The following is a 23,871-nucleotide window of genomic DNA, read 5'->3' on the forward strand; positions in this document are numbered from 1 at the left end:
CCCGCCGCGCGTCCGGCACGCAGATCGTGCAGGCTGTCGCCTACCATCACGCAGCGCTCGGGCACCACGCCAACGGCGGCACAAAACGCCAACAGCTGCCCCGGCGCAGGCTTGCCGCCATGGCCACTGTCGAACCCGGCGATGAAATCAAACAACCCCGTGATACCGGCCGCGTCCAGATGCGCCCGCGCGGGCGCCTCGCTGTCGTTGGTCGCCACCCCCAGCGCCAGCCCCCGCGCCCGCAGGCCGCGCAGCAAGGGCACCAGCGGCACCGCCTCGCGCTGCGGTGCGCGCGCGGCCTCCTCGTCAAGGATCTTGAGGATGTCTTGCGCGCCCAACTCCGGCACACCGGGCGCCAGCGCATGCGCCACCTCGCCGGGGGTACCCGCGATCACGATGCTGTCGGGGGCAAAGCGCTGCGCCGCCACGTCAAAGCCGATCAGCGCCCCCAACGCCCGCGCGCGCGCGTCATCGGCCCCCGCCATCCGCCTCAGGAACGCCGCCGCCCAGGCCTCCCACGTGGTCGCGAAATCAAACAGCGTGCCGTCCTTGTCGAAGCAGATCGCGTTAACCGGCGGGGATCCGCCCATCGTGCCCGTCATGTCCAGCTCACATCCTGTCCACCCGGCAATACCTGACGCGCCTGGGCAAAGCGGTCGGGCGGCGTCTGCGTGGCCTCCGCGCAGGCCAGCACCCAGGCGTCATCCATCAGCAGGAAATCCAGCACAGCCCCTTGAAAAGAGGGATCATTCAGCCGCGCGCGCAGCTCGGCCTCGCTGCACCCCGAGGCCCCCAGAAAGACCGGCAGCAGATCCTCGTTGCCGACCAGCCAGCCAAGGGTCTGCAACGCGATGGCTTCGGCAGTGTCTGAAGAAAGTGTCACTGTCTTCCCCCTAAAGTAGATCAAAACATCAACGCTTTGTTAACCAATTGGTCAGAAAACTCATGCATCCCGACTGCGCCACGAAAGGATGCCAAGTGCAAGGTAAAATCCTCGTCATTGATGCCATATCCACGAAACGGATCGTGCTGAAGGTAAAGCTGACGGGCGCATTCTATCAGGTGGCCCAGGCCGCAACACTTGATGCGGCAGTGCAGGCCGCGCGCGCCGCCCCGCCCGACCTCATCATCACCGCGATGGACCTGCCCGACGGCGATGCCGCAGCACTTTGCACGCGGCTGCGCAGCCTGCCCACACTGGCCAATGTGCCGGTGCTTGCCATCGGCACGCAGCGCGACGCGGGTCAGCGCCTTGCGACGCTTGCCGCCGGGGCGGTCGACGTGATGCTGCACCCGCTGTCCGATACGCTGCTGCTCGGCCGTGTGCGCAGCTGCATCCGTATCCAGAACGCGCTGTCGGAATGGCAGATGCGCGAGGAGACGAGCTGCGCGCTTGGCCTTGCCGAACCGGCGCCCGATTTTGCGCACGCCAGCCGGATCTCCCTGATCGGCGACGATCTCGCAGCACTCAAGACCTGGGGTCGCAGGCTCAGCGCGGCGCTGCCCTGCACGCTGTCCGTCACCTGCCTGCGCGACGCGCTTGCCAGCCAGCACAGCGGAAAGCCCGCGGATGTGATCGTGGTCTGCCTGCCCCGGGCCGATGCGCCCGCCGCCGTCGCCCTGCGCCTGATTTCCGAGTTGCGGGCAAGCGCGCTCACCCGGCAGTGCGGCGTTTTGGTGGTGTCGGCTTGCGGCGATGAACAGCGCATGACCACCGCCCTGGATCTGGGCGCCGACGACGTGATGGGCGCCGGGTTCGAGCCGGAAGAGATCGCGCTGCGCCTCTCGGCCCTGCTGCGCCGCAAGCGGCTGGTCGAACGGGTGCAGCAGACCGTGCGCACCGGCCTGCACGAGGTCGTGCACGATCCGCTGACCGGCCTTTACAACCGCCGCTACGCGATGCCGCATATGGCCCGCGTGCTGGCCCGTGCCGCGCGGATGGGCCAGACGGCCGCCGTGCTGGTGGGCGACATGGATCATTTCAAGACGATCAACGACCGCTACGGCCACGCCGCCGGGGATGCCGTCCTGCAAGAGGCGGCGCGGCGGCTGCAACGCGAAATGCGCGGCTTCGACACCGTCGCGCGTATCGGGGGGGAGGAATTTCTGATCCTGCTGCCCACAACTTCGCCCGCCTGCGCGCGGCGTATCGGTGAACGGCTGCGCGACGCCATCGCCGCCACCCCATTTTCCCTGCCCGGCGGTCATCGCCCGGTGCGCATCACCATGAGCTTTGGCCTCGCGCTCAGCGGCGGCGGGCGTGACGAGGCGCCCGAGGATCTGCTCGCCCGCGCGGATAAGGCGCTTTATGCCGCCAAGACGCGGGGGCGCAATCAGGTCGAATGCAGCGTCCCGCAAAAACGCCCCGCCGCCTAAGGCGGGACGGACCGGAAAACCATCGCGCAAACACACAACGCTAAGCTGGGTATGCGGCGCCTAATCGCGCCCCTTCCGGCCAGACCTGCGCGACAGGATCTCTTCAAGCCGCGCCACATAGGCCGCGCGCTGCGTGTCCGACATCGCCGACACCCGGTCGAGCCAGGCCGCACTCAACGTGTCCTGGCGCAGCAGGCTCGCCTCGCGCTGCGCGCCGAGCACGACGGCGGCGGCGGCGCGGTCAAAGCGTTCCGCGCGCAGCAGCGTCAGCATCTCGCGCAGGCTTTCGCCGCGGTTGCGCGGCAACGCGCGCAGCGCCGCGCGCACCTCTGCCCGGTCGTCGCGCTCAAGCGCCCTGAGATACGGCGCAGGCCCCGCAAACCCCCGCCCGCGCGGCCCCTCACCGGCGCTTGCGCGCCACAGCGCACCCGCCACCGCAAGGCCGATCACCAGATTGACCGCCAGCGACAGGGCCAGCACATAGGGCAGCCAGCCGCGTTTGGGTTTGCCTGCATCCATGCTCATCCCTCCTCCGCCTCCCAGCCAAAGTCATAGAATGTCTCGGTCAGCTCCACCGTCGCCAACGCCCCCCCGTCCACCAGCACGGCCAGCGGATCAAGCGTGTCGCTGGGCGGGGCAAAGCCGATCCACATCCCCGCCAGCGCGCCCGTCACCACGCCGCCAAGGCCCACGGGGCCACCGATGCCGTCGACAATCCGGCGCCAGAGCGGCGCGCGCGGCTGGACCCGCGCGGCATCCGCCAGCACCCGTGCAATCAGCGCATCGGGCACGGCTGGCGGGTCCGCCCGCGCGGCGGCAAAGAGATCTTCGAGCGTGTCAGTCTTGCGGTCAGTCATCCTGGTATCCCAATGCTTCGCGGTCGCGCGCCAGCGCCGCCGCCAACGCGCGTTTGCCCCGCGCGGTCAGGCTTTCGACGGCCTCGACGCCGATGTCGAGAATGGCGGCGATCTCGGGATTGGCAAGCCCGTCGAGGTGGCGCAGCACCACCGCCTGCCGCTGCCGGTCGGGCAGTGTTTGCAACGCGGCGTCCAGCGCATCGAGGCGCGCGGCGTCCTGCAACCGCTGCGCGGCGGAGGGCTGTGGATCGGGCGGCTCCGCCACGGCATCCAGCGCCACGGTCGGGCGGCGGCGCAACCGGTCGGTGCACAGGTTTGCCGTCACCCGGTAGAGCCATGTCGCCGCCGTGGCCCGCGCCGGATCCCAATCGGGCGCCTGCCGCCACAGGCGCAGCATCGCCTCCTGCGCGATATCCTCGGCCTCCGCCGCATTGCCCATCACGCGCAACGCATGGGCGTAGACCCGTGGCAGCAGCTGCGCCGACAACAGCCTTGCTGCCGCCTGATCGCCCGCGGCAAAACGCGCCAGCAAGGCGCCGTCGGCGGCGCGGGCATCGTCGGTGGGGTGCTCATCACTCACGCGCTCTTTCCGGTTCAGCGGGGGCGGCGCGTCTTGCCGCCCCCAATGGGCGATTACTCGCCCGCGCCCTGACGCTTACCACCTTTGCGCGCCTTTGCGAACTCCTCGGCGCTCAGCGCGCCGTCGTCATTCGCATCCAGCCGTTCGATCATCTTGGCGGGATCGCGGCGGGCCGTCATCTCGGCGAGGGTCAGATCGCCGCTGTTGTCGGCATCCAGCCGCTCGAACATGCGCGCAGCACGCTTGCCGCCACGGCTGTCCGCCGCCTGCTCCAGCTCCGCCGCGCTCAGCGCGCCGTCGCCGTCGGTGTCGAACCGCTCCAGCAGCCGCGCCTTGCGGCGGCCCTGCGCCTGTGCGGCCATCTCTTCGGGGGTGATGGCGCCGTTGCCATCGGCATCGGCCTGCGCAAAGCGCGCGGCGGCGCGGGCCTCAAGCTCGGCGGCGGTGATCTGACCGTCGCCATTCGCGTCGATCCGCTCGAACCGCGCGGCGCCGCGATCGTCCGCCGAGGCAGCGGTGGCGATCAGACCGGCAGCGATGGCCAGCGCGGTAAAGGTTTCCTTGAACATGGTGCTCTCCGTTTTTTATGGGCGTCGCCGCAGCCTCTTGCCGCGATGACCCTTCTTGAACGGAGCAGCCCGCCGGTTCCGTCGCGGATTTTTCCAATTTTTTTCGGCCTGCCCCGTGGCGAGACAAATCGCCACCTTCCCTTCGCCCCCTGCACCAAGCTACACCGCACCCACCGTAACGCAGGACCGCCGTTCATGACCCATCCCTCCGCCCAGCACCACACGCAGCAAACCGATGAAGGTGAGCGCGCGCGCCTGCCCGCAATGCTGCGCGGCTGGCGGCGGCAGTGTCCGAACTGCGGTGCCGGCCCGCTGCTGACCGGCTATCTCAAGGTGCAGGACCACTGCACCGTGTGTGAGCAGGAGTTCCACCACCACCGCGCCGATGACGGCCCGGCGTATCTGACGATCCTGCTGGTCGGCCACCTCATGGCACCGCTGCTGCATCTGGTGTTCGTGCACTACCGGCCCGAGCCCATCACCCTCTTCACGATCTTTGCGGTTGGCACGGTGGGCCTGTCCCTCTACCTTCTGCCAAGGTTCAAAGGGGCGATGATCGGCTTCCAGTGGGCCAGGGAAATGGGGGGCTTTGCGCGCTCCGAATAGGGGGCGCGATGAGCACCGACAAGACACAGATCCGCAACGCCGCCACGGTCATCGTGATCCGTAACCGCACCGGCGCGCCCGAGATCCTGATGGGTCAGCGCGGCGCCAAGGCGGTGTTCATGCCCAATAAATTCGTCTTTCCCGGCGGGGCCGTGGATGCGGGCGACGCCAACATCCCGCTGGCCACCCCGCTGGGCGATCCCTGTGGCGCGCGGCTGGCCGAGGATGCGGATGCGACGCTGACCCACGCCATCACCGTCGCCGCCATTCGCGAATTGTGGGAGGAAACCGGCCTGATCCTCGGCGTGCCGGGCGTCTGGGAGGGCGACGTGCCGCTTGACTGGCAGACCTTTGCCGCGACGGGCCACGTGCCCACCGCCGCGCCTCTGCAATTCGTGTTCCGCGCCATCACCCCGCCGGGCCGCCCGCGCCGGTTCGACGCGCGGTTCTTTCTGGTGGACGTGGCCGACATCGCGACCGACCCGGATGATTTCTCCGCCGCCTGCGATGAGCTGAGCCACTTGCAATGGGTGCCGCTGAGCCGCGCGCGCGGCTTTGACATGCCCTTCATCACCGAGGTCGTGCTGGCCGAGATCGAGGCCCGCGCCGCCGACCCCGCCCCGCCCGCCTCGGTCCCGTTCTTCCGCAACGACGACGAGGAAAGCCTGTTCCTGCGCCTGCGCGGCCACAAGGCCTCCTACGAGAGCTGAAACCCACCTCCATTCTGCCATAAAGCTGCCGCCGTTTCCTGGTCAGTAGCTTTATTAATAATGTGAGGTTTGGAATGGAACTGATAATTGTAATCGCTATTTGCGCGGCCATCGCCCCAATCGGTCTGATAATTTTTGCCGTCGGACTCATCGCCGACATGGTCGCAGACCATCCGCGCGGGAACATCGTGGCCTTTGTCGGGCTCTTGCTGTTCTGCCTATCTGTCGCAGGTCCTTGGATCATTGTCGACAACGCGGCAGACCGGGTAGTCTTGATGATCGACGGTGGATCGCTAACGACCGACACTACCAGCTTCCTCAGATAAACTAAACGAACAGCACCAACAGCAGGATCGAGGCCACCAGCACCGCCATGCCCAGCGCCTCGCGCCCGGTGATCCGCTCGCGAAAGAACAGGGTCGAGGCCATCACGGAAAAGATCAGCTCGACCTGCCCAAGCGCCTTGACGTAGGCCGCGTTTTGCAGCGTGAAGGCAATGAACCAGCACAGCGATCCGGCCATCGAGGTCAGCCCGATCCACACCGCCACCCGCCGCGCGGCCCAGACGCGGCCGATCTCTCCGGGTTCGCGCAGGCGCAGCCAGACCAGCATCACCGCCGTCTGGATCGCCACCACCGCGCAAAGCGTCACGCCCGCGCGCAGCAGCGGATCCTCCGCCGCGATCTGGAGCGATGCCCCCGGTACGTCACCGCCGAGACGGCGAAAAACGCGCCCGACGCGATCCCCAGCCCCGCCGCGCGGTTGCCCAGATCGCGCAGCGACAGACCCCGCGCGCCGTCCTTGCCCGACAGCAGCAGCAGCGCCAGCACCCCAGCAGGATCGCCCCCAGCGCGCCAAGGCTCACCGCATCGCCCAGCACCACCGCACCCGTGATCACGGTCAGGATGACTTCGGTCTTCTTGAACGTGATGCCCACGGCGAAATTGCGCGTCTTGAACAGCGCCACCACGCAGATCGTCGCGATGATCTGCGCCACCGCGCCAACGCTGCCGTAGATCCAGAAGGCGCCGCTCAGCGTCGGCAGGGCCGCGCCCGACGCGCGCAGATAGACCGCCAGCAGCACCACCACGACCGGCAGCGCATAGACAAACCGCGAAAACGTGGCCCCCGCCGCCGTCAGCGTGGCGGTGGCCAGCACCTTTTGCAGCATGAAGCGCACGGTCTGGAACAGGGCCGCCGCAACGCTGGCGATGATCCACGGATCAGGAAGAAGCTGTGTCATGCCCCTTGATTGCGCAGATCGGTGCTTCGCGCCAGTGCGGATGGGCCACCGGCTCCTTTGCGCGCCACAGATAGCGCGCGAACACCTGCGCGTAGGATCGGTAGACATAGCCGTGGTTGCGCGCCACGTAAGCCTCCCGCCGTGCGGCGTAGAGGGCGGGCAGCCGGTACCACGGCACGGCCGGATGCATGTGATGCACCAGATGCAGGTTGTTGTTGAGAAACAGGAACGCCAGCGGCCCGCGATCCTCGATGATCACCGTGCGCCCCGAGACGCGCAGATGGGCCTGATGCTCAAGGAATGTGCGGATCTTGAGCACCGACAGCGCGCCGTAACAGGCGAGCAGGTAGGCCCACAGCGGCAGCGCTGACAGCGCCACCAGCACCAGCGTCAGGGCGACGCCGGGCAGATGCGCCAGCCAGTCACGAAGCACATGCGGCGCGCCCGCCCGGATCGCGCGCAGATCGTCGCGCCAGAAAAGATAGGTGCCAATCGCAGGCCCCAGCAGGATGCGCCCCGCCAGCGTGTTGTTGATCCGCAAAATTCCTCGCACCACGCGGGGCAAGCGCGCCCAGACACCCGGATCCAGATAGGCGCTTTCCGGATCGTCGTAGGGATCGGTCAGCGCCGCGTCGCGGTGGTGCGCCAGATGCAACCGTTTGAACCGCAGATAGGGGATCGCCAACCCCGGCTGCCACAGGCCCAGCACCGTCTCGGCGCCCGCGTGGCCAAACGGATGACCATGCAGGATCTCGTGGGTCAGCGAGCTGTGCAGCGTCAGCGCCGGGATCAGCAACACCACCGCCAGCCATCCCAGATCTCCCGGCAGCGCCAGCGCCGCTGCCCAGACCCCGCCAAAGACGACGATCAAGGCTAGCGTGGGCAGATCGCGCAGCGCACTCCTGCGCGCGCCGGGACTGTGTGTGTGCATCTCTGGCTCCCTTTGGCTGCGCTCAGCCTAGGGGGCATCCCAACGGCCCAGCTATTCGGAAAATTGTTCACTATTGGCAAAATCGGTGATTATTATCACCAGATGTCGCCCCCAACACCCAAACACACCCGCGCCACCCAATGCCGCGCCCGTCTGCGCGACGCGATGGGCCGCGCCGGGCTCAGTCAAAGCGCGCTCGCCCGTGCCGCCGGCGTGGATCGCTCGACCCTGTCGCAATGGCTTAAGGACACGGGCGCGCGCATGCCCGGTGGCCACCTGCTGGCCGATTGCGCCGCCGCACTCGGGGTCTCGAGCGATTGGCTCCTCGGCCTCTCGGACCGGCCCGAAACCACGGCGGCGGTGCTGAAAAACACGCTCTCGCTCAGTCAGGCGCCGCGCGCGCTGGTGGACGAACAGATCTTTGACTGGCACCGCGAGGCGGCGGGCTACAAGATCCGGCATGTGCCCGTTGGCCTGCCCGACATGCTGAAAACCCGCGCGATGCTGGAATGGGAATACGGGCCGCATCTGGGCCGCACGACCGAACAGGCCATCAACGCCTCCGAAGACCGTCTGGCGTGGATGCGGGGCGCGCAATCGGACTACGAAATCGCGATACCGCTTTTCGAGATCCACAGCTTCGTGCGCGGCACCGGCTACTACGAAAGCCTGCCCCACGCCGCCCGCCACGCCCAGATCGCGCGGCTGACCGATCTTGCCACGACGCTCTACCCGCGCCTGCGCCTGTCACTCTTCGACGCACGCAGGCTCTATTCCGCGCCGATCACGCTCTTTGGCCCGCTGCTGGCGGTGATCTATACCGGCGGGCACTACATGGCCTTCCGCGACCGCGAGCGGATCACGCTCTTCACCCAGGATTTCGACCGCCTGGTGCGCGAGGCAAGCGTGCCCGCCCACGGTTTTGCCCGCCATCTGGGATCGCTCTAGAATTTGGGATCGGGGTTTTCAGTATGGCCGTCCACGGCGATCACCTGCCCCGACACAAGCCGCGCCGCGTCAGAGCCCAGAAACACCGCCATATCCGCCACATCCTGCGCGGTCACGAAACTGCGCATCGACGTGCCCGCCGCATAGCCCGCGTAGACCGCATCGCGTGTCATGCCCTTGATCGCCGCCTCGCGCGCCAGCACACCCTCCATGCGCGGGCCCTCAACGGCGCCGGGGCAGATGGCGTTGGCGCGGATGCCAAAGGGGCCCAGCTCCATCGCGAGGGTTTTCATCAGGCCGATCACCGCCCATTTCGCCGCCGCATAGGGCGCGCGGTTGGGATAGCCGTAGATGCCCGCGGTCGAGGAGGTCAGCACAATCGCGCCCCGCCCCGCCGCCTTCATCGCCGGGGCCGCGTGTTTGGCCACCAGAAACGCGCCCTCAAGGTTGACCGACACGCAGGCGCGCCAGTCGGCCAGGGCGATATCCTCGACCAGCGCCGTCGGCCCGGCGATGCCCGCATTGGCGCAGAGCACATCGAGCGTTCCGATCTCGGCGATGACCGCCGCCATCGCGGCCTCATCCACCGCATCCGCCTGCCGGCTGCGCCATGTCCTCGGCAATTCCGCCAGCGCGGCACCATCCACGTCCGTCACCCAGACCGTATGCCCCGCCGCCTCAAACGCAGCCCCCATGGCGCGCCCGATGCCGCTGGCCCCGGCGGTGATGAGCACATGGCTCACCGCGGCGCCCCAATCGCGCGGCCCACGCCCTCGGGCATCGGCAGCCCGGCGTGGCCTGCGGCGAAACGCACCAGTGCCGCCTCGATCGCCGGGCCGGGCGGGCACGGCTTGCGGGTCTCAAGGCTCACGTGCAGCAGGAAATGCTCGCCGGTCGCCAGCAGCCGCTCCCCCTCGTGCATCTCGTGGAACAGATGCATCTTCTTGCCCTCCCCCAGAATGACCCGCGTGCGGATGCTGATCACAGCGCCCGCGTGCACCTCGTCGATATGGCGGATATGCGTCTCGGCGGTGAAATAGCTGCCGCCGGATTTGATGTATTCCGCGTCACAACCGATGATCTGCATGAAGCGGTCGGTCGCATCGGCAAAGGCGTGCAGATAGCGCGATTCCGTCATGTGCCCGTTGTAATCCGTCCAGTCGAGCGGCACGGTGCGCTGCGCGGTCTCGACCAATTCACCGGCGGGCAGATCGGCGGCGGCGGCGGCATGCACCGTGCCCGCGCGCAGCTGCGCCTCATGCGCGTTAATGAGCGCGCCCGCCCCCCAATCCTGCGCCTTGAGCCCGCGCATCATGGTCACAAGGTTGTTGTCGCGGATGCGCTCCAGCTGGCGGATCGAAAACGCCCCCGATTGCGCGTCGGATTGATCCGCGATCAGATCCACCAGCTCAGGTGTGAAATCGGGCACATCCATCAGTTTGGTCCAGGGCCATTTCAGCGCAGGGCCGAACTGCGCCATGAAATGCTTCATGCCCGCCTCGCCGCCTGCCACGCGGTAAGTCTCGAACAGGCCCATCTGCGCCCAGCGGATGCCAAAGCCGTAGCGGATCGCGTCGTCAATTTCTTCGGTGGTGGCGATACCGTCCTTGACCAGCCACAGCGCCTCGCGCCAGACGGCCTCTAGGAAACGGTCGGCCACATGGGCGTCGATTTCCTTTTTCAGGTGCAGCGGATGCATCCCGATGCCGCGCAGAATATCCTGCGCGCGCGCCAATGTGGCCGGGTCCGCGTCGGGGGCCACCAGCTCCACCAGCGGCAGCAGGTAGACCGGGTTGAATGGATGCGCGACCATGATCTGGCCGGGCCGGGCCGCCTTCTCGCGCAGCTGCGACGGCTTGAAGCCGGAGGTGGACGAGCCGATCACCGCCTCCGCCGCGCAGGTCGCCTGAATTTCCGAGAATGTCGCGTGCTTGATCTCCAACCGCTCCGGCACGCTTTCCTGTATCCACGCCGCCCCGCGACGGCCTCGGCAATCGTGTCGTGAAAGCTGACCGTGCCCTCTGGCGGCAGCGCCACATCCGTGAGACCGGGCAGCGAGCGGCGGGCGTTGGCCATCACCTCCGTGATCTTGCGCTTGGCCTCCGGGTCGGGGTCGAACACCCGCACCGCCCAGCCGTTGAGCACAAAGCGCGCGGCCCAGCCGCCGCCAATGACGCCACCGCCGATGATTGCTGCCGTCTTTTGCATCATAGCTCCTTGAGGAATGTCGTATCGTATCCGTTGAAATCGAGGATTTCGCGCGCCGCGCGGATCCTGTCGGCGCCGCCGGTTGCGGCACGGTCGAGGATCCACGCAAATGTCCCGTCGGGGGAGCCAACGAGGGCCGTGCGAAAGCCCTCATCCACCCACAAAACCCACAGGCGGCGCTGCTCCCCGCCCGGCATGGTGATCACATAGCGGCCCGGCCCCGTCCGGCGCGTCGGCAGATCCTCGGCGGCGGTGAAGCAGATGCCCGCCGGGTCGCAGACATCCGCACCGATGCGGAAGGTGCCACCGCGAAAGGCAAGCTGTTCGAACTTGTCGGCCTCGGGCAGTACCGCGCGCACCCGCCACAGCCCGGCGAACTTCGCCGCGTCAAAGCGCGAGGTCACGCCGATGGGCACGTTCGCGTCGCGGTAGCTGGGCGCGGTGGTGACGCCACTGCCCACCGGCGCGTTGCAGGCCGCCAAAGCCGCGAGCACGAAACAGGCGACAATCGTATGCACACGCGGTGCACGCACGGTGTACGCCCGGTGCACGCCGGTTTTCACCGCGGCGCCCGCTTTTGCAGGCCCAAACGCTCGCGTACCTGATCCGGCCCGATCAGCGTGGCACCCATCCCCTCGATGATGCCGCGTGCCTTCGTGACCAGCTGATGGTTCTCCGCCAGCACGCCCTTTTCGAGCCACAGGTTGTCCTCCAGCCCGACGCGCACATGCCCGCCCGCCAAGACTGAGGCGGCGACATAGGCCATCTGGTTGCGCCCCAGACCAAAGGCCGAAAACGTCCAGTCGTCGGGCACGTTGTTCACCATCGCCATGAAGGTATTGAGGTCATCCGGCGCGCCCCACGGCACCCCCATGCACAGCTGCACCAGCGCGGGGCTGTCCAGAACACCGTCCTTGACCAGTTGCTTTGCGTACCAAAGATGGCCGGTATCAAACGCCTCGATCTCGGGCTTCACGCCCATGTCGGTCATCATCTGACCCATGGCCGTCAGCATCCCCGGCGTGTTGGTCATCACATAGTCGGCCTCGGCGAAATTCATCGTCCCGCAATCGAGTGTGCAGATCTCCGGCAGGCACTCCGCGATATGGGCCAGCCGCTCCGTAGCACCCGCCATATCCGTGCCCATCTCATTGAGATCCATGGGGTTTTCCACGTCCCCAAAGACCAGATCACCACCCATCCCGGCGGTCAGGTTCAGCACCACATCGGTGTCGCTGTCGCGGATCCGCTCGGTGACCTCGCGAAACATCCCCACATCGCGCGAGGGCGCGCCTGTTTCGGGATCGCGCACGTGGCAATGCACCACCGCCGCCCCCGCCCGCGCCGCCGCGATGGCGCTGTCGGCGATCTGCTGCGGCGAGCGGGGCACGTGGTGGCTGCGGTCCTGCGTGGCGCCCGATCCGGTCACGGCGCAGGTGATGAACACCTCTCGGTTCATAGACAATGGCATGGGTATCTCTCTTTCGTTTCGGCGCGAAGATGCAGGGGCCGCAGCGCCAATGCAAACCCCAATTCAATAGGGCATCGGATGGGCGCGGTGCGCGGCATCCAGATCCGCCATGACCTCTTCACCCAACGTCAGATCCATGCCTGCAAGGATGTGATCGAGCTGCGGTAACGTCGTCGCGCCAAAGATCGTGGAGGCCATGAAGGGCCGGTCGCGCACGAACGCCAGCGCCATGTGGATGGGATCGATCCCGTGCCGTTCGGCCACCGCGATATAGGCCGCCGCCGCCGGGTTGGCGCGGTCGGTCATGCGCCCGCCCATCTCGGGATTGAGCGACCGGCGTGAGCCTTCGGGGATATCGCCGCCGATGTATTTGCCCGTCAGAAAGCCTGCGGCCAGCGGGGAAAAGCTCAGCATTCCAATATCCTCGTTGCAGCACGCCTCGGCCACGTCCGTATCGGCCAGACGGCACATCAGCGAGTATTCATTCTGCACGCTCGCGATGCGCGGCCCGGCGCCACGCTCGGCGGCCTCGGCCCATTGCGTCAGGCCCCAGGCGCTCTCGTTGCTCATGCCAAAGGCGCGGATGCGGCCCGCGTCCACCTCGCGCTGCAGCGCGCCGAGGCAGTCGTCGATATTCTGCTTCACTGCCGCAGGATCCTGCCCGGAAGGGTCATACGTCCAGTTCTGCCGAAACATGTAGCTGCCGCGATTGGGCCAGTGGAACTGGTAGAGGTCGATGTAATCGGTCTTGAGCCGCTTGAGCGAGCCTTCGATCGCCTCGGGGATCGTTTGCGCGGTGATCTCGGACCCGTCGCGCACATGCGCCAGCCCCGCGCCCGAATGCTTGGTCGCGAGCACAAAGTGATCGCGCCGCCCCACCCGCGCGATCCAGTCGCCGATGATCTCTTCGGTGCGGCCGATGGTTTCCTTGGCCACGGGGTTGACCGGATACATCTCGGCGGTGTCGAGAAAATTGATCCCCGCCGCCAGCGCGCGGTCGATCTGCGCGTGGGCTTCCGCCGGTTCCGTCTGCGTGCCAAAGGTCATCGTGCCCAGGCAATAGGCCGACACCTCGATCCCGGTGCGGCCCAGTTGGTTCATTTTCATTGCGCTCATCCCTGTCGTGCCAAATTCCTGCCAGACTACGCGGCCTGCGCATGCTCACAAGCGCAAAGAGACATCATCTGTCGCAAACGGGGTTTCCTTTGGCGCGGCTTGGGCGCAAGGATCGCGGATGCGTATGATCGTCTCCTTCGCGGCGCTGTTTCTGTCGGTGGCCCTGTTGCAGCTCAGCTCGGGCGGGGTTGGCCCGCTGGATGTGCTGTCGGGCACCGAGCTGGGATTTTCACGCCAGCAGATCGGCTTTTTGGGATCGGCGCATTTTCTGGGCTTCTTCATCGGCTGCTGGATCGCCCCACGCCTGCTGGGCAGCGTCGGCCACAGCCGGGCATTCGCGGCCTTTACCGCGTCGGGCAGTATCGGGCTGATCGGGCATATGATGATCGTGGACCCCACCGCCTGGGCGTTGATGCGCGTGGGCTCGGGGCTGTGCGTGGCGGGGTGCTACACGGTGGTCGAGGCGTGGTTGCAGGCCAAGGTCACCAACGAGACGCGCGGCCGCGCCATGGGCACCTACCGGATGGTCGACATGACCGGATCGCTTGGCGCGCAGCTGCTGATCGGGTTTCTGGCGCCTGCCAGCTATGTCTCGTACAATCTGCTGGCGATCCTGTGCTGTGCCGCCCTGCTGCCGATCACCATGACCAAGGTGCAGCAACCCGAAACCCCTGCCTCCCCCGCCTGCGGCCTGCGCTGGCCTACACCCGCTCCCCGCTCGCGGTGGCCGGCGTGATCGTCGCGGCGCTGTCGAGCGCGTCCTTCCGTATGGTTGGCCCGATCTACGGGCAGGAAGTCGGGCTGAGCGCTGGGCAGATCGGCTGGTTTCTGGGTGCCTTCGTCATCGGCGGCGCGCTGGCGCAGCTGCCCGTCGGCTGGCTGGCGGATAAATACGACCGCCGCTGGGTGCTGATCTGGCTGTCGGTGGCGGCGATGCTTGGCTGTGCCGTGACCGTGGGCGCGTCCGGCAGCGGGGTCTGGGGGGTGATGCTGGCCTCGGGCCTCTTTGGGCTGACGACCTTCCCGATCTATTCGGTCGCCGCCGCGCACGCGCATGACTACGCGTCCTCGGATGAGCGGGTCGAGCTGTCGGCGGCGCTGATGTTCTGGTTTGCCATGGGCGCCATCGCCGCCCCCTACGGCGCATCGATCCTGATCGAAAACTACGGGCCCGCGGCCCTGTTCGCGATGCTGGCCACCGGGCACGGGGTGCTGATCGTGTTCGGCCTGTGGCGGATGCGTGCGCGCAAGGGCCGCGCCCCGCGCACCCGCTACGTGCCGGGCCTGCGCACCACATTCACCATCGGGCGCCTGACGGGGCGGTTGCGCGACGAAGGCCCGAAGGACTAGCCCTCGCCCATGCCCCCTGCTACACCGCGCGGCAGACAGCAAGGGCGCATACCATGGCACGGCATCTTATCACTTCGGCGATCCCCTACATCAACGGGATCAAACATCTGGGCAACCTCGTGGGCAGCCAGCTGCCCGCCGATCTATACGCCCGCTACCTGCGCACGCGCGGGCATGAGGTGCTGTTTCTTTGCGCCACGGATGAACACGGCACCCCGGCAGAGCTGGCCGCCGCCAAGGCGGGCAAACCCGTGGCCGACTATTGCGCCGAAATGTACGCCGTGCAGGCCGACATCGCCCAGCGCTTTGGCCTCTCGTTCGACCACTTCGGGCGCTCCTCGTCCGAGCAGAACAAGCGGCTGACCCAGCATTTTGCGGGGGTTCTGGCCGACAATGGCCTCATCGAGGAAGTCGAGCAGCGCCAGATCTACAGCGAGACCGACGGGCGTTTCCTGCCCGACCGCTATGTCGAGGGCACCTGCCCCAACTGCGGGTTCGAGGACGCGCGCGGCGATCAATGCGACAACTGCACCAAACAACTGGATCCAGAGGACCTGATCGACCCGCGCTCCACCATCTCGGGCGCGACCGATCTGGAAATGCGCGCGACCAAGCATTTGATGCTGCGGCAAAGCCAGATGCGCGGGCAGCTGTCGGATTGGATCGAGAGCAAGTCCGACTGGCCCTTGCTGACGACCTCGATCGCGAAAAAATGGCTCAACGACGGGGACGGTTTGCAGGACCGCGGCATTACCCGCGATCTCAGCTGGGGTGTGCCGGTGAAACGCGGTGACGCTGAGTGGCCGGGGATGGAGGGCAAGGTCTTCTACGTCTGGTTCGACGCCCCCATCGAATACATCGCCTGCGCGCAGGAATGGCAGGACGCGGGCGGCGGCGACTGGGCGCGCTGGTGGCGCACCGACAAGGGCGCGGATGACGTGCGCTACACCCAGTTCATGGGCAAGGACAACGTGCCCTTCCACACGCTCAGCTTTCCGGCCACGATCATCGGCTCGGGCGAGCCCTGGAAGCTGGTCGATTACATCAAATCCTTCAACTACCTCAATTACGACGGCGGCCAGTTCAGCACGTCACGCGGGCGCGGCGTGTTCATGGATCAGGCGTTGGAAATCCTGCCCGCCGATTACTGGCGCTGGTGGCTTTTGTCCCACGCGCCCGAAACATCGGACGCCGAATTCACCTGGGAGAATTTTCAGGCGTCGGTGAACAAGGATCTGGCGGATGTGCTGGGTAACTTCGTCAGCCGGATCACCAAATTCTGCCGCTCGAAATTCGGGGAGGCCGTGCCGGAGGCCGGGGCGTTTGGTGAGGCCGAAGAGGCGCTGATCGCCGATCTGGGCGAACGTGTCGCCCGCTACGGCGCCGCAATGGACGCGATGGAGGTGCGCAAATCCGCCGCCGAGTTGCGCGCGATCTGGGCGGCGGGCAACGAATACCTGCAAGCGCAGGCGCCCTGGACCACCTTCAAGACCGACCCGGACGCGGCGGCGGCGCAGGTGCGCCTCGCGCTCAATCTCATCCCGCTCTACGCGCAGCTTGCCGCACCGTTCATCCCCGACGCCAGCGCCAAGATGCTGGCGGCCATGCGCGTCGAGGATACCGGCTGGCCCGACGACATCCCCACCGCCCTCACCCGCCTCGCGCCGGGCCACGCCTTCGACGTGCCCGAGGTGCTGTTCGCCAAGATCACCGACGAGCAGCGCGAGGATTGGGCTGAGCGGTTCGCGGGCGTGCGGGAATAGGTTTGGGCTGGCGCAACGAACGGAAGCTTAGAGCCCTATTTGACAAATGCTGCATACGGCACGAATGTCCGCTAAAGTCGGGCTAAGCGACAGAAGGGCTCAATTTAGCATGCCGCTAAACCGCAATTTGTTTTGGTCAACGATGGCGCTAGCCACACTGCTGGGGTCACAATTGTCCTCACACGAAACCGTCAATCCGCTATCTTGTTCGGCACACTTTCAAGGAAGAGCAAACTGGCTTGAGGCACTTGGCGGTCACTCTGCTGCTGTAGATTTCATGACAGTCCGAGCAGAGACGCTATGGTATAGTGTATCTCGCGACTGCGGAATGTTTACAGGATTTGGGCACCAAGGATGTGAATATGACCCTAATCGCCTGTCGGTGTCCGACGTAATGACCAAATGGGCGGTGGTCAGTCAGGGTTACGAACCATGGCCGACGTGCATGGAAGATAGCTTTTGCTCCTCATGCCTTTCATTGTATAAAAATATTGTCCGTTGAAAATCACTTAAAAATACTCAGGAGAACAAAACCCAAGCACCCGGGCGCCCCTCGACTTGAAGAGCAGCCATTCAATTCTGAGGATCCAATGTCTGCTTTGTCCGCAAAGCAGCCGCTCCTTCGCAACCATGGTACCTGCGGCCGGACTCGAACCAGCACGGCCTGTTCGGCCTAGAGATTTTTAATCTCCTGTGTCTGCCATTCCACCACGCAAGCCAACCCGTGGCCAATTCTGCGCGCGAAAGGCACTCGGTCGGTGTCGGCCTCAGCCCCGCATTTCCTTGGGCGTGATCCCGTAGCGACGTTTGAACAGCCGGGAGAAATGCGCGTGATCGGCAAAGCCGAATCCGTGCGCAATGGCACCGATGGGCTCGTTTGTGGTGAGAAGCGCGATCTGCGCCCGCTCCAGCCGACACCCGAGCACGTATTTGTGCACCGATGTCCCTGTCTGCGCCTTGAAGGCCCGCGAGAACCAGCTCGGGCTCATGCAGGCGACGCCCGCGATCTCGCTGATCGACATGCCGTCGACAAGATGCGCGTGGATATAGTCAATCGCCCGCTGGATCCGTGCGTCCGTGCCGCCGGTGGATGGTGCCCGTTTGTCCCGCGCTGCAAAAGCCAGCGCGCGCGCGGTGATGGCGGTCGTCAACCCTTCGAGATAGAGACGGTCCACGACGGGTTCCTTGAGGTGCGCGATGGCAAGTCTGGCCAGGGTCGCCGCCTGCGGATCGGTGCCCGAGACAAGATCGCGCGCGGAAAGGTCAAGTCCGTCAAGGTGTTCGCGGGCAAACTGCTCGATGTCATCGGTGTTGAATTCAATCAGCAATTCCCAGTCAAGGCTGTGACCGAAAAAAGAGAAATCCACACCAGCAGCAAGAAGATCCACGCCGTTGGGGTGCAATGTCGATGGTGTTCTCGCCACGCCGTCCAGCGAAAACGCGCAGTCGTCTCTCATCCCGCGCAGCCCGACATTCAACATGCGTTTGCTGGTCTGGAACATCACATCAACGTCCCCCGGTGGCATGGCGATGATGCTCACCGCCGCGGTTTCAACCGCATAGCCGGAAGGCGAAAGATACGGAACGCATGTACCTTCCAGGTGCCTTTGCGTGAAAACCCTGTTTTCAGGCATCTCCGCGTCTGGGTCGTCACTATCCATACAGCAACCCTAGCGGGCTTCGCACAGCGGACCAAGCGTTGCGTCTCATTTTGTTGTTTCGATCCAATTTTGGCCGATGGCCGCGATGTGCGCCACCACTGGATCGCCCGAAATTTGAAATACGCCGCGCCGGATTTATTTTTGAGGAAAAAGCGGGCTGGGCGGACGGCTTTGCCCGCACATACTCGGGGAGGCACTCACCATGGCGAAACATCCGGCAAAAGCCGCCGTCAAATGCGCGGCCACGGACAAACGCAGCGGAGTGTTTGACTGGCACGACGTCGTGGACGGCACTACGCTGAACAGCGACGTGACCATTCTGTTTTTCTCGACCGACGCGGTGGGCAAAGGGCCAAGCTGGCACGTGCATCCCTACGACGAGATCTTTATCATCAAGCGCGGCCGGGCGCGGTTCAAGGTCGGGGATGAGATTATCGACGCCGAAGAAGGCGACATCGTCATGGGCCCCGCCGCCGTGCCGCACAAATACGAAAACCTCGGGCCCGGACCGCTTGAGAGCATCGACATCCACCTCAGCCGCAGCTGGGTGCAGACCGATCTGGAAGACCCGGATCTGAAATGACGCGCCCGCGCGTGGCCCGGTTCAGGAAATCTGTTTGCTGAAAGTGATCACGTCGACGCCGCGCAACCGTATGAAAGCCGCGTTCATTGCGCCGAAATCCCTGTAGCCGCAGGCGTGCACGACAAACCCCTGATCGTCCTCATCGGTGATATCGACGACCTCGATCCACTCAATCGCCCGCTCCACCTGCCGCTCGCGCAGGAACGCGCCGGGCGTCAGATCTGTCGCCGCGGTGAAGGCTTTGGCAAAATAGCTCAGTGACAGGCCCAGACGCTCCGCAATCCGGTCAATGCCGGTATTCAGGCTGATGCAGGTCTCGATCAGTTCCATGGACTGGATCAGTTGGGCGCGAGTCAGACGCGGAGTGTCCGCATCCTCGATCAGAGGGCCGGTAGAGAAATTGCGCACGATGCCGCGCGCGAGGTTCAGCGCGGCCTCGGCACAGGACTGCGTTGATTGGGTTGCGGGATGCCCCTTGGCCAGCCCCATCATCATGTGCCGGATATCCTTGCAATCCAGCGTGTTGAACCCCCACAGATCGGCACGGTCCGGGTCGCCCTTGAGGAGCTCCGCCTTGGCCTGGTCCATCACATCACGGGAGATCAGAAGCTGCAGGTTTTCACCCTGACCAACAACATCGACCCCCATAGCCCTGTCCGCCGGCCTGAAGGACACCATGCCCGGCCGGGCCGAGACAGTGGTCGGGCCCACCATACCGTCGGCATGCGCCGTGCCGCGGTGAAAGCCGGACAGGGTCACCTCAAGGAAATGATGGTCAAGCGGCGGCGCGTTCAACCTGACGTTTCCCTGTTTCACGATCTGCCCGGACAGGCCGACACAGCCCGAGAAATCCAGACTGCGCACTTCGGCACCGTGCTCTGTGAGGAATGCGCCGATTGTCTCGGGGTTCAGAACCGATGGCTGGAAGGTGTCGCTCATGTGCAGCGTCCCCTCCGGTGAAGGCCGGGACTGTATCCAAGATCACTGTTGAGGGCAGTGAGCAGATGCGCAGCACTGGCAAACCCGCAGGCGCGCGCGACCTGACACACATCCTGATCCGTTTCCTCGAGCATCCCGCGCGCTTTCACAAGCCGCCACGATTGCAGGTATCGGTACGGCGTCTCGCCGGTCGTGTTCTGGAACATCCGGGCAAAATGCGCTGTTTTCATCCCGATGGCGTCCGCCAGCATCTCCATCGTGACGGTCAGGTGCAAATGACTTTCCATCATATCGACAACCCGCGCCAGCTGGAACTGGGTCAACCCGGTGTCCTTTGGCGTCGGCTGGTCAAGATCCGCGTGCTGCATCAGCCGCGCGAGGACGACATGCAGCAACCCGTCGATCATCAACTGCGCGGCGGCGCCCTGCCGGTCCGCGTGGTGCCACATGTCCCGGGCCGAGCGGAAGATCACGGGGTCGGCTATCTGGCGGTAGCCCACTGTCTCGATCGCGCGGCTGACGACGGCAGGGTCAAGATGGAACATCTCGCTGACCCGCCACTGTTCGATGATCAGCACCTGAACCATATGATCGCCCGCAACCATGAACTGCGCATCCGTGTGCGCGGGATGCACAAGCGTCGGGCCAATGGTGTTGGTCAACTTCACCTTGCCAAAACCCGCGTCCATCAGGCCCGCCTTCATATCGAGCTTCATCCCGTTGGAGATCACAAATTCCGATCCGGTCTTGTGCGAGGTCTGGTGACTATTCTGCGCCAGCCGCGTCATGGTGACATGCGCCGATCCAATCGCCTTTGGAGGGCTGAGGAGAGGTTCGTGGCTTTGCAGAAACTGTGAGGTCATTGGGTCCGCTAATTGACGATACCGGGCGGTGCAAGACTACCACGGTGGGAAAACCTGTCCAGCACAGGGCATCCAGATAAACCGCGCGGAGCGCTTGTAAGGACGGTTGGACAGACGAAGGACACGTGCGCCTGCCTCCGCAGAATCCGTTCACCGCGAATTTTTCGCCGTCCCGTCACGCCACGGAAACAGCTGTATTGTCTGGATAAACTTTCGAATTTTGGTGCGCAGCAGTTGCCAAACCCGGAGCAAGCCGGAAAAGAGCCCTTCCATTAGTTCGATATCGTACTTTATAGTACGACATAGAACAAAAGGAGAATCGACATGAACCGCAGAAACTTTCTGAAAATTACCGGGGGTGGCATTGTTCTGGCAGCGGGCAGCACGGCCCTTTTCGCCGCCACACGCACACCCGAGGCGGCCCTGGCGCCCTGGGACATGGCCGGCAGCTACGCCGATGCGCGCATGAACGCCCTGTCGCACGCCATTCTGGCCCCCAACCCCCACAACCGGCAGCCGTGGATCGTGCGGCTGGACGGCGACGACGGTCTGACCCTGTTCTTTGATACCGACAAACAACTGCCCCACACCGATCCCTTCGACCGGCAGCTGACCATCGGGCTTGGCTGCTTTCTCGAACTGCTGCGGATGGCCGCCAGGGCGGACGGGTTTGACACCGACGTCACGCTCTTCCCCGAGGGCGAGGCAATGGAGGGGCTGGACCAGCGCCCCGTCGCTCATGTGACGTTCCGCAGCGCCGATGCGGTGGCCGACCCTCTGGCGGCGCATATCCTTACCCGCCGCTCCAACAAGGAACCCTTTGACATCACCCGCCCGTGCCTGCCGACGCCTTGGACCGCATCCTGAGCGCCGCGCGCCAGACAACGCTGGGCGGCAGTATCGCACCGGATGACATCGCCTACTGGCGCGCGCAGACAACCAAAGCGCTGATGGTCGAGATTGAGACCCCCGCACCTACAAGGAAAGCGTGGACCTCATGCGCATCGGTAAGGCCGAGATCAACGCCAACCCCGACGGGATCGACCTTGGTGGCGCCTTCTTCGACGGTCTGAACAAGGCGCGCATCATGACGCGCAAGACCATTCTGGACCCGACGACAATCGTCTACTCCGGCGGTGTTGATGCCGTGGTGGAGAACGCGCAGACCGCGATGGGCCACCTGTGGATGGTCACGCAAGGCAACACCCGCCGCGACCAGATCGCCGCAGGCGCCGATTGGCTGCGCGTCAATCTGGCCTGCACGGCCGAAGGCATCGCCTTTCACCCGCTCAGCCAGCCCTTGCAGGAATACCCCGAAATGGCAGCCCTTTTGCAACAAACGCACCAGCGGCTTGCGCCGGACGGCGGGACGGTTCAAATGTTGGCCCGGATCGGGTATGGCCCGGATGTACCGGTCAGCCCGCGCTGGCCTGCGGAGGCGAAAGTTGCAACTACGTGAATGACGAACAGGACACCGTCAGTGCAGGCGACGTCTTTGGCTACTTCAACGAGCTTGGCATCATCACCCAACTGGTGACGGCCATGTTTGCAAAAAGCCTGCCGGACGGTGTCCACCCCTCGCATTTCTCGATCCTCAATCATCTGGCGCGTCTGGGCGACGACAAACCGCCCGCGCGCATCGCCTCGGCCATGCAGGTGACCAAGAACACGATGACCCACTCCCTCAAGGTTCTGCAAAGCCGAGGCTATATCGAGGTGCGGCCCGACCCGCAGGACGGCCGCGGCAAGCGGGTCTTTCTGACGCCCGAGGGCCGTGCGTTTCGCGACAGCGCCATTGGCAAGGTGAGCGAATTGTTCGGGGATGTGATCGGCGCGGAGCAGATCGCAATCATGCGGCGCACGCACGCCGATCTGGTCAAGATGCGCAAACACCTGGATGAAAATCGCTGATCCATTGGTGCGCGGGCCGCACGTGATTGAAACTCATGTCCCGCGTGACAATTGACCTATGTCGTCTTTGGTCCGCCGCTATGCGCCGATCCAAGAGCAACACGGGTCCGCGCCAAAACGAAAGAACCAAGGACCCATGCAACGTCTTCTTCCTCTTTTTCTCCTTCTCGTCACCGGAGCCATGCTTGGCGCGACCACAAACATGGCCAAGATCGCGGGCGAACAGGGTATCGCGCCGCTGGCTTTCGTGGCCTGGTCCATCACCGGTGCCGCGATCGTGCTGGGCGTTGTGGCTTTCGCCCGTGGCAACCTGCCCGCGATCAACGCACGCACGCTTGAGTATTTTGTCATCGCCGCTTTCGTCACGACGGCGGCCACCAACCTGATCTTCTTTTCCGCCGTGCCCCGCGTCGGTGCGAGTTTCGTGGCGCTCGCCATCTCCTTTCCACCACTGCTGACGTATCTGGGTGCGCTTGCGCTCGGGATGGAGCGGTTTGACGTCCTGCGTGCCAGCGGCGTTGCACTGGCCCTGGCCGGTGCGGTCGTGCTGGCCGCCTATCAGCTGTCAGTGCCGGACGCGTCAGTGTTCTGGATTATCCTGACGCTGTGCGGTCCGGTATTGCTGGCCATCGGCAACCTCTACCGCACCCTGCGCTGGCCGGAGGGGGAAACGGGCGATGCGCTGGCCCCCGGCATGCTTGCCGCAGCCGCCGTGATGCTTCTGCTGGCTGGCTTTCTGCCCGGCTTTACCCTGTCCGTGCCGCAGGGCGGTTTGCCCTATCTTCTGATCATTGTGCAGATTGGCCTCTTCGCGGGGCAATTCCTGCTGCTGTTTGCGCTGCAAAAGGTCGGCGGGCCTGTCCTTCTGAGCCTGCTGGGAGCCGTGGGTGCGATCACCGGGGTCCCCGTTGCCATCTTCGCACTGGGCGAAGCGCCCCCGGCCGGTCTGATCTATGCCGTTCCGCTGATTTTCGCGGGCATCGCCCTCGTTACCTGGGGCGGACTGCGCGCCACACGCGCGGACACACGCACCTAGCAGGTCGCGTCCTTCTGTCAGACCAAGAACCCCGACACCGCATCGGACCGGCGCGCGATTTTGCGCCCAACGCGGGGCGGGAAATTGCCGGTTAACTTGCGTCCCTGCCTTATTTTTCTGCGGCAGGTTCCTGCGTGCCACACGCGCCCT

General features: G+C 65.2%; 24 protein-coding genes, 1 tRNA gene and 4 pseudogenes. 12 read left to right on the forward strand and 17 right to left on the reverse strand.

The annotated features are described in order from the left end of the window. Positions 1 to 14 precede the first annotated feature (14 nt). Together KDD17_RS09395 and KDD17_RS09400 are read right to left on the reverse strand one after the other, a co-directional pair. Positions 15 to 602 (reverse strand): annotated as a pseudogene (locus KDD17_RS09395) (HAD family hydrolase); the annotation flags it as partial. Beyond that, entirely contained in the window at positions 599 to 883 is a 285-nt protein-coding gene (locus KDD17_RS09400; protein WP_212703438.1) for a DUF3572 domain-containing protein, read from the reverse strand. The pseudogene KDD17_RS09395 and the gene KDD17_RS09400, both read right to left, overlap by 4 nt. A gap of 95 nt (positions 884 to 978) precedes the next feature. Between KDD17_RS09400 and KDD17_RS09405 the strand changes: the two genes are divergently transcribed. Continuing rightward, positions 979 to 2,376 carry a diguanylate cyclase gene (locus KDD17_RS09405; RefSeq protein WP_212703439.1) on the forward strand — a complete coding sequence of 466 codons (1,398 nt, stop codon included), beginning with the start codon at positions 979 to 981 and terminating at the stop codon, positions 2,374 to 2,376. A gap of 60 nt (positions 2,377 to 2,436) precedes the next feature. On the opposite strand, the gene KDD17_RS09410 is transcribed toward KDD17_RS09405, so the two are convergent. The 4 genes from KDD17_RS09410 to KDD17_RS09425 are packed head-to-tail and all read right to left on the reverse strand — an operon-like array spanning position 2,437 to position 4,382. Beyond that, complete coding sequence (locus KDD17_RS09410) at positions 2,437 to 2,901, reverse strand: periplasmic heavy metal sensor (protein ID WP_212703440.1); 465 nt, start codon at positions 2,899 to 2,901, stop codon at positions 2,437 to 2,439. After that, positions 2,898 to 3,233, reverse strand: coding sequence for a hypothetical protein (locus KDD17_RS09415; RefSeq protein WP_212703441.1), 336 nt, complete (start codon positions 3,231 to 3,233; stop codon positions 2,898 to 2,900). The genes KDD17_RS09410 and KDD17_RS09415 overlap by 4 nt, the downstream gene beginning before the upstream one ends. Continuing rightward, positions 3,226 to 3,813 carry an RNA polymerase sigma factor gene (locus KDD17_RS09420; RefSeq protein ID WP_212703442.1) on the reverse strand — a complete coding sequence of 196 codons (588 nt, stop codon included), beginning with the start codon at positions 3,811 to 3,813 and terminating at the stop codon, positions 3,226 to 3,228. The genes KDD17_RS09415 and KDD17_RS09420 overlap by 8 nt, the downstream gene beginning before the upstream one ends. A gap of 53 nt (positions 3,814 to 3,866) precedes the next feature. After that, on the reverse strand, positions 3,867 to 4,382 hold the full coding sequence (locus KDD17_RS09425; RefSeq protein ID WP_212703443.1) for an EF-hand domain-containing protein: 516 nt from the start codon (positions 4,380 to 4,382) through the stop codon (positions 3,867 to 3,869). 195 nt (positions 4,383 to 4,577) lie between these two features. Between KDD17_RS09425 and KDD17_RS09430 the strand changes: the two genes are divergently transcribed. The 3 genes from KDD17_RS09430 to KDD17_RS09440 all read left to right on the forward strand — a co-directional run bounded on the left by KDD17_RS09430 (position 4,578) and on the right by KDD17_RS09440 (position 6,024). Continuing rightward, complete coding sequence (locus tag KDD17_RS09430) at positions 4,578 to 4,988, forward strand: DUF983 domain-containing protein (protein ID WP_212703444.1); 411 nt, start codon at positions 4,578 to 4,580, stop codon at positions 4,986 to 4,988. A gap of 8 nt (positions 4,989 to 4,996) precedes the next feature. After that, complete coding sequence (locus KDD17_RS09435) at positions 4,997 to 5,698, forward strand: NUDIX hydrolase (protein ID WP_212703445.1); 702 nt, start codon at positions 4,997 to 4,999, stop codon at positions 5,696 to 5,698. A gap of 74 nt (positions 5,699 to 5,772) precedes the next feature. Further along, positions 5,773 to 6,024, forward strand: coding sequence for a hypothetical protein (locus KDD17_RS09440; protein ID WP_212703446.1), 252 nt, complete (start codon positions 5,773 to 5,775; stop codon positions 6,022 to 6,024). 1 nt (position 6,025) lies between these two features. Here KDD17_RS09440 and KDD17_RS18820 read toward each other — a convergent pair. Together KDD17_RS18820 and KDD17_RS09455 are read right to left on the reverse strand one after the other, a co-directional pair. Then, a pseudogene (locus KDD17_RS18820) lies at positions 6,026 to 6,941 on the reverse strand (EamA family transporter). Next, positions 6,922 to 7,872, reverse strand: a complete 951-nt coding sequence (locus KDD17_RS09455) for a fatty acid desaturase (protein ID WP_212703448.1) — start codon at positions 7,870 to 7,872, stop codon at positions 6,922 to 6,924. The pseudogene KDD17_RS18820 and the gene KDD17_RS09455 overlap by 20 nt, the downstream one beginning before the upstream one ends. 102 nt (positions 7,873 to 7,974) lie before the next feature. Here KDD17_RS09455 and KDD17_RS09460 point away from each other — a divergent pair, with 102 nt between their 5' ends. Next, entirely contained in the window at positions 7,975 to 8,820 is an 846-nt protein-coding gene (locus KDD17_RS09460) for a helix-turn-helix domain-containing protein (protein WP_212703449.1), read from the forward strand. Here the strand turns inward: KDD17_RS09460 and KDD17_RS09465 are convergent. The 5 genes and pseudogenes from KDD17_RS09465 to KDD17_RS09485 form a co-directional block, all read right to left on the reverse strand. Beyond that, positions 8,817 to 9,515, reverse strand: a complete 699-nt coding sequence (locus tag KDD17_RS09465; RefSeq protein WP_254796951.1) for an SDR family oxidoreductase — start codon at positions 9,513 to 9,515, stop codon at positions 8,817 to 8,819. The two genes, KDD17_RS09460 and KDD17_RS09465, sit on opposite strands and share 4 nt — an antisense overlap. Before the next feature lie 44 nt (positions 9,516 to 9,559). Continuing rightward, a pseudogene (locus KDD17_RS09470) lies at positions 9,560 to 11,028 on the reverse strand (carnitine 3-dehydrogenase). Then, on the reverse strand, positions 11,028 to 11,561 hold the full coding sequence (locus tag KDD17_RS09475) for a lipocalin family protein (protein ID WP_212703451.1): 534 nt from the start codon (positions 11,559 to 11,561) through the stop codon (positions 11,028 to 11,030). Before KDD17_RS09475 ends, KDD17_RS09470 begins: the two are co-directional and overlap by 1 nt. Positions 11,562 to 11,587: 26 nt before the next feature. Next, positions 11,588 to 12,499 (reverse strand): 3-dehydrocarnitine:acetyl-CoA trimethylamine transferase BcoG, encoded by a 912-nt coding sequence (gene bcoG, locus KDD17_RS09480; RefSeq protein ID WP_212703452.1) that lies wholly within the window; start codon positions 12,497 to 12,499, stop codon positions 11,588 to 11,590. Between the two features lie 63 nt (positions 12,500 to 12,562). After that, the gene (locus KDD17_RS09485; RefSeq protein WP_212703453.1) at positions 12,563 to 13,606 is read right to left on the reverse strand and encodes an aldo/keto reductase; all 1,044 of its coding nucleotides are present in this window, start codon (positions 13,604 to 13,606) and stop codon (positions 12,563 to 12,565) included. Positions 13,607 to 13,733: 127 nt separating this feature from the next. Here KDD17_RS09485 and KDD17_RS09490 point away from each other — a divergent pair. Further along, positions 13,734 to 14,965 (forward strand): annotated as a pseudogene (locus tag KDD17_RS09490) (MFS transporter). A gap of 53 nt (positions 14,966 to 15,018) precedes the next feature. Further along, positions 15,019 to 16,728 carry a methionine--tRNA ligase gene (metG, locus tag KDD17_RS09495; RefSeq protein ID WP_212703454.1) on the forward strand — a complete coding sequence of 570 codons (1,710 nt, stop codon included), beginning with the start codon at positions 15,019 to 15,021 and terminating at the stop codon, positions 16,726 to 16,728. Between the two features lie 631 nt (positions 16,729 to 17,359). Here metG and KDD17_RS09500 read toward each other — a convergent pair. Together KDD17_RS09500 and KDD17_RS09505 are read right to left on the reverse strand one after the other, a co-directional pair. Further along, a tRNA-Phe gene (locus tag KDD17_RS09500) sits at positions 17,360 to 17,446 on the reverse strand. Positions 17,447 to 17,495: 49 nt separating this feature from the next. Continuing rightward, on the reverse strand, positions 17,496 to 18,269 hold the full coding sequence (locus KDD17_RS09505) for a helix-turn-helix domain-containing protein (protein WP_212703455.1): 774 nt from the start codon (positions 18,267 to 18,269) through the stop codon (positions 17,496 to 17,498). A 322-nt stretch (positions 18,270 to 18,591) separates the two neighbouring features. Between KDD17_RS09505 and KDD17_RS09510 the strand changes: the two genes are divergently transcribed. Then, positions 18,592 to 18,972 (forward strand): cupin domain-containing protein, encoded by a 381-nt coding sequence (locus KDD17_RS09510; protein ID WP_212703456.1) that lies wholly within the window; start codon positions 18,592 to 18,594, stop codon positions 18,970 to 18,972. 21 nt (positions 18,973 to 18,993) lie between these two features. On the opposite strand, the gene KDD17_RS09515 is transcribed toward KDD17_RS09510, so the two are convergent. Continuing rightward, positions 18,994 to 19,911, reverse strand: coding sequence for a helix-turn-helix domain-containing protein (locus KDD17_RS09515; protein WP_212703457.1), 918 nt, complete (start codon positions 19,909 to 19,911; stop codon positions 18,994 to 18,996). After that, positions 19,908 to 20,774: a helix-turn-helix domain-containing protein gene (locus KDD17_RS09520; protein ID WP_212703458.1), complete on the reverse strand. Its 867-nt coding sequence runs from the start codon at positions 20,772 to 20,774 to the stop codon at positions 19,908 to 19,910. The genes KDD17_RS09515 and KDD17_RS09520 overlap by 4 nt, the downstream gene beginning before the upstream one ends. A 324-nt stretch (positions 20,775 to 21,098) precedes the next feature. Here KDD17_RS09520 and KDD17_RS18825 point away from each other — a divergent pair, with 324 nt between their 5' ends. From KDD17_RS18825 to KDD17_RS09535, 4 genes are all read left to right on the forward strand, one after another. Beyond that, on the forward strand, positions 21,099 to 21,641 hold the full coding sequence (locus KDD17_RS18825) for a hypothetical protein (RefSeq protein WP_254796761.1): 543 nt from the start codon (positions 21,099 to 21,101) through the stop codon (positions 21,639 to 21,641). A 121-nt stretch (positions 21,642 to 21,762) separates the two neighbouring features. Beyond that, a complete protein-coding gene (locus KDD17_RS18830; protein ID WP_254796762.1) occupies positions 21,763 to 22,233 on the forward strand; it encodes a hypothetical protein in 471 nt (156 codons plus the stop codon). Continuing rightward, on the forward strand, positions 22,230 to 22,685 hold the full coding sequence (locus KDD17_RS09530) for a MarR family winged helix-turn-helix transcriptional regulator (protein ID WP_254796763.1): 456 nt from the start codon (positions 22,230 to 22,232) through the stop codon (positions 22,683 to 22,685). The genes KDD17_RS18830 and KDD17_RS09530 overlap by 4 nt, the downstream gene beginning before the upstream one ends. Positions 22,686 to 22,821: 136 nt before the next feature. Further along, on the forward strand, positions 22,822 to 23,721 hold the full coding sequence (locus KDD17_RS09535; protein ID WP_212703459.1) for a DMT family transporter: 900 nt from the start codon (positions 22,822 to 22,824) through the stop codon (positions 23,719 to 23,721). Positions 23,722 to 23,871 lie beyond the last annotated feature (150 nt).

It is taken from the genome of Sulfitobacter albidus (genome assembly GCF_018200035.1).
Classification (GTDB): domain Bacteria; phylum Pseudomonadota; class Alphaproteobacteria; order Rhodobacterales; family Rhodobacteraceae; genus Sulfitobacter; species Sulfitobacter albidus.

Coding starts and splice junctions, on each gene's coding strand:
- KDD17_RS09460 (WP_212703449.1), top strand. CDS start 7,975: ATGTCGCCCCCAACACCCAAACACACCCGCGCCACCCAATGCCGCGCC.
- KDD17_RS09510 (WP_212703456.1), top strand. CDS start 18,592: ATGGCGAAACATCCGGCAAAAGCCGCCGTCAAATGCGCGGCCACGGAC.
- KDD17_RS09465 (WP_254796951.1), bottom strand. CDS start 9,515: ATGGGGGCTGCGTTTGAGGCGGCGGGGCATACGGTCTGGGTGACGGAC.
- KDD17_RS09535 (WP_212703459.1), top strand. CDS start 22,822: ATGCAACGTCTTCTTCCTCTTTTTCTCCTTCTCGTCACCGGAGCCATG.
- KDD17_RS09425 (WP_212703443.1), bottom strand. CDS start 4,382: ATGTTCAAGGAAACCTTTACCGCGCTGGCCATCGCTGCCGGTCTGATC.
- KDD17_RS09485 (WP_212703453.1), bottom strand. CDS start 13,606: ATGAAAATGAACCAACTGGGCCGCACCGGGATCGAGGTGTCGGCCTAT.
- KDD17_RS09410 (WP_212703440.1), bottom strand. CDS start 2,901: ATGAGCATGGATGCAGGCAAACCCAAACGCGGCTGGCTGCCCTATGTG.
- metG (WP_212703454.1), top strand. CDS start 15,019: ATGGCACGGCATCTTATCACTTCGGCGATCCCCTACATCAACGGGATC.
- KDD17_RS18825 (WP_254796761.1), top strand. CDS start 21,099: ATGAACCGCAGAAACTTTCTGAAAATTACCGGGGGTGGCATTGTTCTG.
- KDD17_RS09455 (WP_212703448.1), bottom strand. CDS start 7,872: ATGCACACACACAGTCCCGGCGCGCGCAGGAGTGCGCTGCGCGATCTG.
- KDD17_RS09415 (WP_212703441.1), bottom strand. CDS start 3,233: ATGACTGACCGCAAGACTGACACGCTCGAAGATCTCTTTGCCGCCGCG.
- KDD17_RS09440 (WP_212703446.1), top strand. CDS start 5,773: ATGGAACTGATAATTGTAATCGCTATTTGCGCGGCCATCGCCCCAATC.
- KDD17_RS09515 (WP_212703457.1), bottom strand. CDS start 19,911: ATGAGCGACACCTTCCAGCCATCGGTTCTGAACCCCGAGACAATCGGC.
- bcoG (WP_212703452.1), bottom strand. CDS start 12,499: ATGCCATTGTCTATGAACCGAGAGGTGTTCATCACCTGCGCCGTGACC.
- KDD17_RS09430 (WP_212703444.1), top strand. CDS start 4,578: ATGACCCATCCCTCCGCCCAGCACCACACGCAGCAAACCGATGAAGGT.
- KDD17_RS09435 (WP_212703445.1), top strand. CDS start 4,997: ATGAGCACCGACAAGACACAGATCCGCAACGCCGCCACGGTCATCGTG.
- KDD17_RS09520 (WP_212703458.1), bottom strand. CDS start 20,774: ATGACCTCACAGTTTCTGCAAAGCCACGAACCTCTCCTCAGCCCTCCA.